Genomic DNA, 13505 nt, shown 5'->3' with positions numbered 1-13505 from the left:
ATTATATATTAGATTTGAAGATCGAGTGGCACTTGATTTAGCGACCAAGCCCCAGGAGGGCTCTGGGAGCTAGATCCCAGAGCCCTCCTGGGGCTTAACCCTGAGACAGGGTTATAATTACACTTCCATTATAAATAGGGCTTTTGGCCTTTAATAAACTAAGATCCTTCCTATCATAGTAATAGTTCGAGGATCAGAGATTCTAAATATAACTGGTATGTATTAGACGATTTTTTTAGTATACTTCTATCTTTTTTGATATGTTTTTAAAGATAATTAGGCATCCCCCGATTTTTTCAAAAACATCAATTTTAAAAGAGAAAACCGGGATTTACAACATTGATTACAAGCGTTTTAGTAGACATTTCCTTTTCATGAACCTAAAAAGGTTTTCCAGCCTTTAAATATCCTAAAACATTAGTAAAATCATAGGATGACGAATTTTATTATTAAATTTTCGGGGATCGCTAATTTAAAACATAAATGATATAAAAAATAATTGATAGCAATACGCTGGAAAATGGAAAAGAGAGATTGTATCAATACTAGTGAAATACTATTTTTATACTTTTATTCCAAAAAAAAAACTTCAAAAAATTACCCATTATAAAGTTTTGAAGCACTCTTCAGGGTGCTGGAAAAAGAAGCACTCATCCCTGATTCGGGAAGTATTAAAAATGGTATTCTAGTATGAAAAGAAACAGTATTGATGACCGGTTCACGAGTTAGTTTTTCGATAAAACCATGTTTATAATAAAGCATTGCTATCAGATGTACTCCCATATTTTCTGCAAAAGTAGTAAGTGATTCAGCAATAGAGTTAGTGCTATTCACCAATGTATGCTGATAGTTTTTAATTCCTTTTAGGTATGTCTGTAACATCTCTAAATTAAACTTTTGTTCCTCGGTAAGAACATCAGTATCCTTTTGCACATACACTATTCTCACTATTGCATGAAAGGATGTTGCAATATCTAGTAAAGGTACTAACTCTTCTCTACTATAAAAATGATTAAAATCTGTAGCAAATATTATTTCTAAAGGTTTTAAGCCAAAAGTAAAACTTTCTGGCACTCCCAGAACCGGGCAATTCTTAATCCTATTAATCATGCGAACTGTATTACTCCCTAAAAAAACTTCTTTTGCTCCGGTTGCGCCTTTTGTTCCCATAATGACAAGATCGATCTTTTCTCGTTTCACGATCTCCTGTGTGACATCGGTTAGCAAACCTAATCCAGCCACGATTTCAAATGAATGTTTTGGATTAGGATGTATTTTTTCTACAGTTGTTTTTATATGCTCCAGATTCTTTATAGCAGCTACCCTAATGGTATTTTCTGTAGCACGTTCTGATGGTATATCCGAAATATGAACAGACTCATACTCAATTTCACTATATGCATTCAAAAGAAAAAAAGTACACACTGAATTTTTAAAAAGTGCTACTGCATACTCAATAGCATTCCATGAATTTCCTGAAAAATCTGTGGGTAATAATATCTTTTTCATCTGATTGTTTTAAAAAAAAGTTAATTTAAACTTTCTACCATATGCAAAATTCAAAATCATACAATCATAATTGTCTTAGACAGCAAACCTTGTGTAAACTCTGATACATTTCATGATACAGTATAACTATGAGGCAATTGTTCCAAAATTAATAGATAGAGAAGAGAAGAACTATGATTTATGTCATATGTTATCAGATCAGTCTTTTTCATTTTTGTAGCAAACAAAATGTATATGACGATAGCATCCACATGTTACCATTGTGGTAATGATTGCGATAAATTCGTAATTGATTTTGATCAAAAAACATTCTGCTGTAATGGGTGTAAAACTGTATATGATATTTTTTCGAGTCACGATCTATCCTGTTATTATGACTTACAAGCTGCTCCGGGCTCCATTCCTAAAGAAATCAAAGGAAAATTTGACTACCTCAATACGAGTTCTATTGCTCAAAAATTAATAGAGTTTTGCGATAAGAATACCACGATTATTACTTTTTATATCCCACATATACATTGTAGTTCATGTATTTGGATATTAGAAAATCTACATAAACTTCAACCCCATATAACAGCTTCTCAAGTTGATTTTCCAAAAAAAATCGTTCGTATCACCTTTAATCAACATCAGATTTCTCTTAAAGAAGTAGCTATCTTACTCACAAACATTGGTTATGAACCTTATATCAGCCTGGAAGACTATACGGAAGGCAAAAAGAAAATTGATCGAAGCCTTATTTACAAATTGGGGATCGCTGGTTTTGCGTTTGGAAATGTAATGTTTCTGTCTTTCCCAGAGTATTTTGAAGTGTCAGAGTATTGGTTAGAGAAGTATAAATATCTTTTTAGATGGTTGATGTTTGGGTTTTCATTACCGGTAGTATTATATGCTGCAAAAGATTATTTTATTGCTGCCACAAAAGGGCTTCGAACTAATATTTTAAATATCGATATTCCAATTGCTTTAGGGATCATCGTTCTTTTTTTAAGAAGTACTTCAGAAATCCTATTTGACTGGGGTACAGGGTTTTTTGACAGCCTTACCGGATTGGTGTTTTTTCTTTTATTAGGAAAGTTTTTTCAACAAAAAACCTATTCTTTTTTATCTTTTGAGCGAGATTATACGTCTTATTTCCCTATTGCAGTAACCAGGATAGTTTTTGAAAATAACAAAAAGAGAGAAGATACTATCCAGATAAATGCTATTAAAAAAGGAGATCGTCTTCTGATCAGAAATGAAGAATTGATCCCCGTAGATGCAATTCTTATTCACGGCAATGCCCAAATTGATTATAGTTTTGTAACAGGCGAAAGTGAATCTGTTGCCAAGAAATCAGGGGATCAACTTTATGCAGGCGGAAGACAATTATATGACGCTATAGAAATTGAAGCCATTAAATCTGTAGAACAAAGTTATCTCACCCAATTATGGAGCAACACAATTTTTGACAAAGACAGATCAGTTACCTTTACCAACCTAACTGACAAAATCAGTAAATACTTTACAATAGTTATCTTATGTATTGCCTCCATCGCGACCGCTTTCTGGATTCTGATGGATCCATCAAAAGCAATGAATGTATTTACAGCAGTACTGATTATCGCCTGTCCGTGCGCACTTGCATTAGCAAGACCTTTTGCATTGGGAAATATGCTTCGCATTTTTGGAAAAAGTAAGTTTTATCTAAAAAATATAGATGTTATCGAGCGCTTGTCTACTATTAATACTGTAATTTTTGATAAAACAGGTACCATCACCACGAATAAAAAAAATGATGTTGACTATGATGGATTGGCATTAACCCGAGCAGAAGAATCACTATTAAAAAATACACTGCGTTCCTCCAACCATCCTCTTAGCAGAACATTATACGAAATACTTGCAGAACACGAAATAATAACACTGGACCAGTATCAAGAACATATAGGAAAGGGAATTGAAGCAAAACTTAAGGAAAATTCTATTAAAGTAGGATCTGCAAAATTTATTGGAAACAACGATCCTAAAAATGAATTGAATACTACGGTACACATAAGTACAAATGACAGCTATAAAGGGCATTTCATTTTCCATAATCACTATCGGAAAGGTGTTAAAAAATTATTTAAAATCCTTTCTGAAACCTATAACCTTAGTATTCTCTCCGGAGATAATTCTGGAGAAAAAAAATACTTACAACAAATATTACCCAAAAATATCTCACTATTTTTTAATCAAAAACCAATAGATAAATTAGAGTATATCAAATCTATACAAAAAGATCAAAACAAGGTTATGATGGTTGGAGATGGATTAAATGATGCAGGTGCATTGGCACAAAGTGATGTTGGGATCGCGATCTCCGAAAATGTAACTGTTTTTTCGCCTGCTTGTGATGGCATTTTGGATGCAACAAGATTTGAACATTTACACACCTATATTCTTGCATCAAAAAGTACTATGAAAATTATTAAATCCAGCTTTATCCTTTCTTTTTTATATAACCTTCTTGGATTGTATTTTGCAGTAACCGGTCAGCTATCACCCATAATCGCAGCAATTCTAATGCCATTAAGTTCTATATCTATGGTTGTTTATGTTACCGTATTAACAAATTGGAAAGGAAGAAAGATAAGCCTTCAATAACACGAATGAAATCTATAAACGATCATAATCCTATAGCACATTTTCAGAAATGGTTTTATGAAGTTGATACAAACTACCCTGCACAAGAAACCAATGCTATGTTACTTTCTACAATTGGGCTGGATGGTTTTCCAAAAAGTAGAATCGTTTTATTAAAACGGTTTACCTGGGAAGGTTTTATCTTTTTTACAAATTATAATAGTGAGAAAGGAAAAGCTATAGAAACAAATAATAATGTTTCTATCTATTTCAATTGGGCTTTATCAAAACGAGAAGTTTTAATCTCAGGAAAAGCAGAAAAAATCCCAGAAAATTTATCCGAAGGCTATTTTGATTCTCGACCAGAAGGAAGTAAATTAAGTGCTTGGGTTTCTCATCAAAGTGAAGTTATCTCATCTCGCAACATATTAGAAAATCGCCTAAAAGCATATGAAATTAAATTTAAAAACAAAACCATCCCCAAACCTCAATACTGGGGAGGATATATTATCAAACCCTGCATCATAGAATTTATAGAACAAGATCCGCAAATAGGTTGTAATTGTACAACCAAATTCAAACTCCAATCGGATTATAACTGGTCAAAAGAGATCAGATATACCAAAGCTCCGTAATCCTTTGTATTAAAGACAAAATAGTTATCAAAATAATTGTCGTAATTCTACCTGCAAAAATTCCTAAAACAAAGTAAAATACATACGTTAAAACCTGATAAATATCATTTTTTAAGAAAATCTTCACGCATACTTTTGATACATAATTAAAACAAATATGGGTGTTATTTATGTACTCTTGACAATCAGTATTATCGTTGCTGTCATTTTTTTTATAGCCTTTATAATTTCAGTCAAAAACGGACAGTATGATGATACCTATACTCCTTCTATCAGGATGCTTTTTGATGATGAACTGGTGAAGGAACCCAAAGAAAAATCCTCTTCAGCACCTACTAATAACAATCAATCATAATATGAAAATAGAACAATTCTATTACGATAATACTATCGTAAAAAAATTCTTATATGCCACATTACTTTGGGGTATTGTAGGCATGTCAGTTGGATTACTTTTGGCATTCTTGTTTTTATTCCCAAATCTCACTGATGGTATTCCATGGTTGAGCTTTGGGCGATTAAGACCTTTGCATACCAATGCAGTTATCTTTGCCTTTGTAGGAAATGCCATTTTTGCAGGAATTTATTTTTCTACGCAGCGATTACTAAAAACACGTATGTTTAATGATCTTCTGAGTAACATCAACTTTTGGTGCTGGCAGTTAATTATTGTAGGAGCAGCTATCACCCTTCCTTTGGGATATACAACCTCCAAAGAATATGCTGAGTTGGAATGGCCATTTGATATTGCCATTGCAATTATCTGGGTAGTTTTTGGTTGGAATCTTATAGGCACTATTCTAAAAAGGAGACAACGACATTTATATGTAGCCATCTGGTTTTATCTGGCAACAGTCGTTACGGTTGCCGTTCTGCATATTTTTAATAGTTTAGAACTTCCTGTTAGTGCTTTAAAAAGTTATTCTGTGTATGCCGGAGTGCAGGATGCATTAGTGCAATGGTGGTATGGCCATAATGCCGTGGCATTCTTCCTGACAACGCCTTTTCTTGGATTGATGTATTATTTTATTCCAAAAGCTGCAAACAGGCCTGTGTATTCATATAGACTATCGATTGTACATTTTTGGTCTCTAATATTTATCTACATATGGGCAGGACCTCATCATCTTCTCTATTCTGCTTTGCCCGATTGGGCACAGAATCTCGGAGTGGCATTCTCTGTTATGCTGATCGCTCCATCCTGGGGAGGAATGATTAATGGGCTATTGACATTACGTGGAGCCTGGGACAAAGTTCGTACCGATCCGGTATTAAAATTTATGGTGGTCGCAATTACCGGGTATGGGATGGCTACTTTTGAAGGCCCTATGCTTTCCTTAAAAAATGTAAACGCTATCGCTCATTTTAGTGATTGGGTGATTGCACACGTGCATGTAGGAGCCCTCGCCTGGAATGGCTTTATGACTTTTGGGATGGCATATTGGTTAATACCAAGACTCTTTAAAACAAAATTATGGTCTACCACATTGGCTAACGCCCATTTCTGGATTGGCACCTTAGGGATCATAATGTATGCTTTACCTATGTATGTTGCCGGATTCGTGCAAGCCTCTATGTGGAAACAATTTAATCCCGATGGAAGCCTCGTTTATGGAAATTTTCTGGAAACAGTAAACGAAATCATTCCGATGTATTGGATGCGGGCTATTGGAGGCAGTATGTTCATCTTTGGGATGTTTATCATGCTGTATAATGTTATTAAAACAGTTAAACAAGGTAGTAAGGTTACTGATGAACTGGCAGAAGCTGCTCCATTAACAAAAGTCTCCAGCCGTAGAACCAGTAAAGAAGGATACCATACCTGGCTAGAGAGAAGACCAGTGAAATTAACGATTTTTGCCACAATTGCTATCTTGATTGGTGGTGCGGTGCAGATTATACCCACACTAATGATTGATTCTAATATCCCTACTATTACCAGTGTAAAACCATACACACCACTAGAATTAGAAGGAAGAGATTTATATATCAGAGAAAGTTGTGTTTCATGCCATTCGCAAATGATTCGACCGTTCCGCAGTGAAGTAGAGCGGTATGGTGAATATTCAAAAGCAGGAGAATATGTGTATGATCATCCCTTTCTTTGGGGAAGTAAACGAACAGGTCCGGATCTAATGAGAATTGGAGGTAAATACTCTGATAATTGGCATCTCAATCATTTCTACGATCCCCAAAGTACCTCATCAGGATCTATTATGCCCAGCTACAAATGGCTAATAAAAAACGAATTAGATCGATCCAAAACAGGGATCAAAATGAAAGCAATGGTAACATTGGGTGTGCCATACACGCCCGAAGAAATTGCAAGAGCACAACAATGGATGGATGAGCAAGCCACACTAATCGAGAAAAACCTGTATACAGATCCCGATTTTGCAAAATCCTATGAAGCGGATAGAAAATATGCAAAAGAAAACGGATTAGATTTTATAGAAATGCGAGATCGCGAAGTAATTGCTCTCATAGCATACATTCAGCGATTAGGAACTGATATTAAGGTTAAAAACAAAGAAGAACTCGTTCAAAACAAAAAATAGAATTTCACTTTTGATGTCTTACTTGGCTAGTGTAGAAGCATTTTTACCAAAAATATGCTACTACAAATTCGAGTTGACTCCAAGGTGGTAAAATAAATAATCATGTTAAAATTTATAAAAGGCCATATGGAAAGTATTGACGGGATTGAGATATATCCAATGATCTCTCTTCTAATATTCTTCATCTTCTTTGCTGTGTTATTCTGGTGGGTTTTCACCGCAAAAAAAGAGCATATCAAAGAAGTAAGTAACATCCCCTTGGAAACAGAAAACAAAAAAGAACTAACCCTATGAGAAGTACAGCATCCTATATAAGAGTAATTGCTTTTCTATTCATATCTTATTTCTTAATAGAATGGGCAATCGAATCAGGAGATGAATCAGCGTTTATAGCAAAACCCGTGGCCTGGTTAGCCCTGAGCATCCTATTACTATTTTCTGTAGCCGCAGAAATATGTATCGCAGCCCTGAAAAGTATATTGTTTAAATCACTGAAACCAAAAGCTCAGCAGCGATATCTACTAGCTGAACAACAAAGAAATGAAAAACAATTCCGGTGGATCAAAAGCACCTACAAAAAATTACTAGATAGCAAACCTGTCGAAGAAGAAGACGAAATCATATTAGATCATAACTATGACGGAATTAAAGAACTGGATAATAACCTCCCACCCTGGTGGGTATATAGTTTTTATGCCACCATTTTGTTTGGGGTAATCTATCTGGTTCGTTTTCACATATTAAGTGATTATACTCAAGCTGAAGAGTATGAAACCGAGGTGGCTGAAGCACTTATTTTGATAGAAGAATATAAGAAAAACGCTAAAGATTTGGTTGATATCAATACAGTAACATTATTAACAGAAACTTCTGATATCAACGCTGGGAAAGGCATTTTTACAACGAATTGTGTGGCCTGCCATAAACCTGATGGAGGTGGTGGAATCGGACCTAATTTAACAGATCCTTATTGGATTCTGGGAGGAGGAATCAAAAATGTATTTCGAACAATTTCTGAAGGAGGACGTGATGGAAAGGGAATGGTCGCCTGGAAACAAACTTTGAAACCCGCTGAAATGGCACAGGTAGCAAGTTATGTCATAACCCTTGGAGGCACAACTCCTGCAGAACCAAAGGAACCGCAAGGAGAAATCTGGGTAGACCCTGATGCTCCTAAAGAAGAAACTCCCACAAAAGAAGTTCCTGAAACAGTTACGGATTCCACGTCTGTTGCGGTAAACGAATAATAAATAATAAAACCACATTGGAAACACCAGAAAAAGAAACATTCAGAGATTCTATCGGTACTATAAACGAAGAAGGGAAACGTGCATGGGTGTATCCTAAAAAACCAAACGGGCGATTTTATAATTATCGCAAATGGGTCAGTTATGGTTTATTAATTTTTCTGTTTTCTGCACCTTTTGTCAAGATCAATGACAATCAGTTTTTGCTATTTAATGTATTAGAAAGACGTTTCAATATTTTTGGCGCTCCATTCTGGCCTCAGGATTTTCATTTGTTCGTCATTTCGATGATTATAGGAGTCGTATTCATTATTTTATTTACTGTTGCCTTTGGTAGAATATTCTGTGGTTGGATATGCCCGCAAACCATATTTATGGAAATGGTTTTTAGAAGAATTGAATACTGGATAGAAGGGGATCGAGGAAAACAAATTCGATTGGACAAACAGCCCTGGAATGCTGAAAAAATAAAAAAAAGAAGCATCAAATGGATACTCTTTTTTATCATTTCTTTTTTAATAGCAAATGTATTTCTAGCCTATCTAATAGGCAGTGATCAATTGATAAAATATATTACAGACGGCCCTTTTGCGCACGTGAGCACGTTAATTTCCCTACTTATATTCACTTCGGTTTTCTATTTTGTATTTACCTGGTTTAGAGAACAGGTATGTATTATTGCTTGCCCATACGGACGCTTACAAGGAGTGCTATTGGATGCAAAATCTATTGTGGTAGCTTATGACTATAAGCGTGGTGAAAAAGAAGTAGGAAGAGCAAAGTTTAAGAAAAATGAGGACAGATCTTCTAGTCGTAAAGGAGATTGCATTGATTGTTTCCAGTGTGTTCATGTCTGTCCTATAGGTATAGACATTCGTAATGGTACACAATTAGAATGTGTAAACTGTACTGCATGTATCGATGCCTGTGATCATATGATGGAGCAGGTAGATCTCCCGAAAGGTCTCATACGATATGCCAGTGAAGAGAATATTGCCAAAAAAGCAACTTTCAAATTTACAGCCAGATTAAAAGGATATACTGCTGTCTTATTCATCCTTATAGGAGTTTTCTTAGGCATGTCTTTTTTAAGAAATGATGTAGAAGCTACCATTTTAAGATTGCCTGGTCAACTGTATGAGCATAAAGGCGAGAATATTATAAGTAATGTATATACCTATAAACTAGTCAATAAAACAACCTTGGATATCAAAAACGTTCATTTTGAATTATTGTCTCATAAAGGAGAAATTGAAGTGGTTACGCACAAGAACTTTATGGTTGCAAAACAAGGCCTGGCAGAAGGAACTTTGTTTATTGATATTAACACTGCAGCATTAACAGGAGATAAAAACCGCTTAAAGATTGGAGTATACAGTAATGATACATTGATCGAAACAACAACTACAGCTTTTTTGGGACCAAGAAGTTATCGATAATCTAATGGTTACGTTGTTATAAAAGCATTATAACTTAAAATGAAATAACATAAAAACTACATTTCATGAAAATAAACTGGGGAACAGCCATTGTATTAGTATTCATAGGGTTTATAAGCTTTATCCTATTCTTTGTCATTAAAATGAATACTGACAAAAAGTATGAGCACGATTTGGTCACAGAAGATTATTATAAAAAAGAATTAGCTTTTCAGAAGGAAATCAACGCTGAGAAAAATGCAAAAGCTCTAAAGAACAGGCTTACAATTAGGAAAATAGAGGAAGGATTGTGTATTGTTTTTCCGGAGAATAAGGGAAATACTAAAATTTCTGGGAATATATACCTGTATCGTCCATCAAATAAAAAACTGGATTTCGAAATTCCGATCACTCTTGTTGATTCTAAGATTACAATTCCAAACAATCAATTAGTAAAAGGACGGTGGAATATTATCATTGACTGGGAGTGCGAGAACATTCCTTATTTGTTTAAAGAACCTTTTACATACTAAATGCTATTCTCTGGGTTTATATTAGGTCTTTTAGGAAGCTTGCACTGTGCAGGCATGTGTGGTCCTATTGCTTTTATGCTACCACTGGATCACGAGAATCACTTAAAGAAGTTTTTTCAGATTTCCTTATATCACCTGGGACGCTTACTTGCTTATAGTAGTATTGGATTATTTTTTGGGCTGATAGGTAAAAGTTTACATATTTTCGGGCTCCAGCAGGGTTTATCCGTTAGTATAGGTTTATTAATGATTTTATTGGTTATAATTCCTCCATCTCTTATAATGAAATATAATTTTTCTAAACCAATCTATAAAATAATAGCAACCCTTAAAAATGTGTTGGGAAAAGAACTCAAAAAGAAAACCCCCGACACCTTCCTGACTATTGGTTTTCTGAATGGTTTTCTTCCCTGTGGTTTGGTATATATTGCTATTTTTGGAGCCATCGCATTAGGAAATATAGTAGAAAGCAGTTTGTATATACTTCTTTTTGGATTGGGTACAATTCCTTTAATGACAGCGGTGGTTTATTCTGGTTATTTATTTAAAGGGAAATGGATACGAAAACATATCCAAAAAGTAATTCCTGTTTTTGTGATCATCATTGGTTTGTTATTTGTTTTAAGAGGAATGGGATTAGGCATCCCATATGTTTCTCCAAAACCGATAACAGAAATTGTATCTGCTAGTATGGAATGTCATTAGTAACACCATTTATCCTTTAAATTCACAAGAATAAGAAGGGCTTTGTATTCCAGTAAATTTAAAGGATTAGGCATAACTGTTTTCTTATTGAATTTCTAACCTAGTTTCTCTGATGTTCTTTACACTCATTTTTCTTTGATCATAACTACTTTCAAACTTTATTCCACCCATAGAAAAACATTCACCATCTTTTAATCGAACCTGTTCTTTTCCTGATTCCTTGTATATCCCGAATGGCTCTATTAAAATTCCGTTGCCAAGGTTTACATTTTTACGTAATCGTTCCTGAGAAGCATTTGTAACTTGATAGACTTTTCCAGAAACCTTTATATAATGTAACTTATTTTGATACCTGTTATCAATTTGGCTTTGGGCAAGCCCTTTATTTTCTTTTTTTGTCTTATACCTGTATTGATATTCATTGCGATATTTAATACCATACATATCCATACATTCTCCGTCTTTTAAACGAGACTGATATCCATCCATAGCCCGAAAACTGCCGTCAGGATTGAGTACTGTACAATCTTTTAATATAATACTTTTCTGAACAAGTGCGACATCGCTGTCTGCTACTTTTAACATATCACCATCAACATACATAAGAATTGTTTGCCCAAAAGTCTGGTGCTGATTTTGAGCAATTAATGTTACCGTCCCGATGGTCATCAACCCGAAAAATAATAATAGCTTTCTCATGATTATAAGATTTAAATTTACTTCAATTTACTATCTATCATCAGAACAACCTATGACATAAATCATTCTATAAAAAATGAGTGAATTCTAGAATAAAACTTACGAAGTGATTTAAACTTTTTTTTTAATTCGTTATAAAAATGCTCTTTTTGACTCAACTTTCGACGGATGAAAAAAATTAAGGTTACAAAAGCTGGTAACACTGTAGAATTTGGTACGCATACCAAAATACGTTTAAAACGAGAATTAGAAAATATTCTAAAAAAAAACTATTTATTAAAATATTATCAGCCACCTAGAAAAAACTATTTAACCATTAACTACTGGAAAACAGTAAAAAGATTGAGGTAGGGTAAACAACCGCATACTTGTTTTAATAGTATAACCAAATATTTAAAAATCATTTTCATGAAAAATTCAAAAAATTTAATCAAATCGTGTATCTTATTAGTAGGAATTTTATTCTTTGCAAGTTGTTCTAAAGACGATATACAAAATGACCTCTCGGCAGTATCACAAGCAGAAGAAGGTACACCAGAAATTATTGATATAACTCAATCTACTTATCATTACAAAGGGAAGACTTATGATGGTCTTGAATCTCTTAGTACTATTGTCAACCCTGATAACTTGTCAATGTTCTATGAAGGAACAAACGCTTATGCTTTTGATAGTACAGAAGAACTTGATGCGCATTACGTTTCGGAAAAGGCAAGAAGCGCTCGTGTAAGAACTTGGAGAGATTATAATCGTCGTGGACATAGTTTAGATTTTTCAACTACCGGAAATTCTCTTTTTTTTCACAATGGAAGGACATTTAAATCTTTAAAAGTTATTAGTGGAAGAGCTGCTCGTGTTCAGGTGGTACGAGGATGTGGACATTTTTGTGAAAGAATAGTTTTTAATCAGGTTTTAAATCATCGCATAGGGTCTAGAAATGTAAGTAATGCAGGGGGGGAAACACTTAGAATTATTGCTCAATAATATTATACAATATCAACAGATATAAAATTCTCTATTAAACATATGGTAATGTAATGTACATTACCATATGTTTACATTTCATTTGACACCCTTAAGCCTTTCTATTATTGAAAATAAAAAGCAATGTACTCAACAAAATTTGCATAGCATTATACTAGAAACAAATGTGACGTGTAATAAATCAATTATGTAGGTGTAATGGTTCAAAATCATAGATTCTTCCTACATTTATTTGCCCTAACATTTTTAGAATAGAATCAAAATTATATGTATCCTAAACGCTTGGACGTGTTTCTGGTTTTTTATTACGATGTAATCGCACATCAAATGCCATACAAATATTACGAACAAAAGGACGCCCTTTTTCTGTTACCCTGATCGTATGAGTTGTAATTTCTACCAATCCATCTTTTTTCATTTCCTGAAGGCTGGCAACGATAGCTGCCAACAACCCATCAAAACGAAGAAAATGATTACTCCAATCGGTTTCTAAATGGCACATGAGATTGAGAATATGTTGCCGTATCATTTCATCTTCTTTGGTCAGAATATGCCCTCTATATACAGGAATGATACGATTTACGGATGAGAATTTCGTAAAAATAATGGT

The 13505-nt window shown here is 34.2% G+C and carries 13 protein-coding genes and 1 pseudogene; 11 read left to right on the top strand and 3 right to left on the bottom strand.

Annotated features, from left to right (window positions below):
• Positions 1–597: 597 nt before the first annotated feature.
• The gene (locus F0000_RS03635; RefSeq protein ID WP_149623345.1) at positions 598–1509 is read right to left on the bottom strand and encodes a universal stress protein; all 912 of its coding nucleotides are present in this window, start codon (positions 1507–1509) and stop codon (positions 598–600) included.
• 228 nt (positions 1510–1737) lie between these two features.
• On the opposite strand from F0000_RS03635, the gene F0000_RS03630 reads away from it, so the two are divergent.
• The 9 genes from F0000_RS03630 (at position 1738) to F0000_RS03590 (ending at position 11212) form a co-directional block, all read left to right on the top strand.
• On the top strand, positions 1738–4137 hold the full coding sequence (locus tag F0000_RS03630) for a heavy metal translocating P-type ATPase metal-binding domain-containing protein (protein ID WP_149623344.1): 2400 nt from the start codon (positions 1738–1740) through the stop codon (positions 4135–4137).
• A 5-nt stretch (positions 4138–4142) separates the two neighbouring features.
• On the top strand, positions 4143–4751 hold the full coding sequence (gene pdxH, locus F0000_RS03625) for a pyridoxamine 5'-phosphate oxidase (protein WP_149623343.1): 609 nt from the start codon (positions 4143–4145) through the stop codon (positions 4749–4751).
• A gap of 157 nt (positions 4752–4908) precedes the next feature.
• The gene (gene ccoS, locus F0000_RS03620; protein ID WP_149623342.1) at positions 4909–5106 is read left to right on the top strand and encodes a cbb3-type cytochrome oxidase assembly protein CcoS; all 198 of its coding nucleotides are present in this window, start codon (positions 4909–4911) and stop codon (positions 5104–5106) included.
• Between the two features lies 1 nt (position 5107).
• Entirely contained in the window at positions 5108–7309 is a 2202-nt protein-coding gene (ccoN, locus tag F0000_RS03615) for a cytochrome-c oxidase, cbb3-type subunit I (protein ID WP_149623341.1), read from the top strand.
• Between the two features lie 102 nt (positions 7310–7411).
• Entirely contained in the window at positions 7412–7603 is a 192-nt protein-coding gene (locus F0000_RS03610) for a CcoQ/FixQ family Cbb3-type cytochrome c oxidase assembly chaperone (protein WP_149623340.1), read from the top strand.
• Positions 7600–8556, top strand: coding sequence for a cbb3-type cytochrome c oxidase N-terminal domain-containing protein (locus F0000_RS03605; protein ID WP_149623339.1), 957 nt, complete (start codon positions 7600–7602; stop codon positions 8554–8556). The genes F0000_RS03610 and F0000_RS03605 overlap by 4 nt, the downstream gene beginning before the upstream one ends.
• 17 nt (positions 8557–8573) lie before the next feature.
• Positions 8574–9995 carry a cytochrome c oxidase accessory protein CcoG gene (gene ccoG, locus F0000_RS03600; protein ID WP_149623338.1) on the top strand — a complete coding sequence of 474 codons (1422 nt, stop codon included), beginning with the start codon at positions 8574–8576 and terminating at the stop codon, positions 9993–9995.
• A 65-nt stretch (positions 9996–10060) separates the two neighbouring features.
• A complete protein-coding gene (locus F0000_RS03595; RefSeq protein WP_149623337.1) occupies positions 10061–10507 on the top strand; it encodes a FixH family protein in 447 nt (148 codons plus the stop codon).
• The gene (locus F0000_RS03590; RefSeq protein ID WP_149623336.1) at positions 10508–11212 is read left to right on the top strand and encodes a sulfite exporter TauE/SafE family protein; all 705 of its coding nucleotides are present in this window, start codon (positions 10508–10510) and stop codon (positions 11210–11212) included.
• A gap of 84 nt (positions 11213–11296) precedes the next feature.
• On the opposite strand, the gene F0000_RS03585 is transcribed toward F0000_RS03590, so the two are convergent.
• A complete protein-coding gene (locus tag F0000_RS03585) occupies positions 11297–11911 on the bottom strand; it encodes a DUF6799 domain-containing protein (RefSeq protein ID WP_149623335.1) in 615 nt (204 codons plus the stop codon).
• A gap of 168 nt (positions 11912–12079) precedes the next feature.
• On the opposite strand from F0000_RS03585, the gene F0000_RS03580 reads away from it, so the two are divergent.
• Together F0000_RS03580 and F0000_RS03575 are read left to right on the top strand one after the other, a co-directional pair.
• Positions 12080–12262: a hypothetical protein gene (locus F0000_RS03580; protein WP_149623334.1), complete on the top strand. Its 183-nt coding sequence runs from the start codon at positions 12080–12082 to the stop codon at positions 12260–12262.
• A 57-nt stretch (positions 12263–12319) separates the two neighbouring features.
• Complete coding sequence (locus F0000_RS03575) at positions 12320–12895, top strand: hypothetical protein (RefSeq protein ID WP_149623333.1); 576 nt, start codon at positions 12320–12322, stop codon at positions 12893–12895.
• Positions 12896–13169: 274 nt separating this feature from the next.
• Here the strand turns inward: F0000_RS03575 and F0000_RS03570 are convergent.
• Positions 13170–13505: pseudogene (locus F0000_RS03570) on the bottom strand (hypothetical protein); the annotation flags it as partial.

Source organism: Aquimarina sp. RZ0, assembly GCF_008370685.1.
In the GTDB taxonomy this organism is placed as follows: Bacteria; Bacteroidota; Bacteroidia; order Flavobacteriales; family Flavobacteriaceae; genus Aquimarina.
The sequence above is the reverse complement of the archived record's forward strand: the minus strand, read 5'-3'. Positions and strand labels throughout refer to the sequence as shown.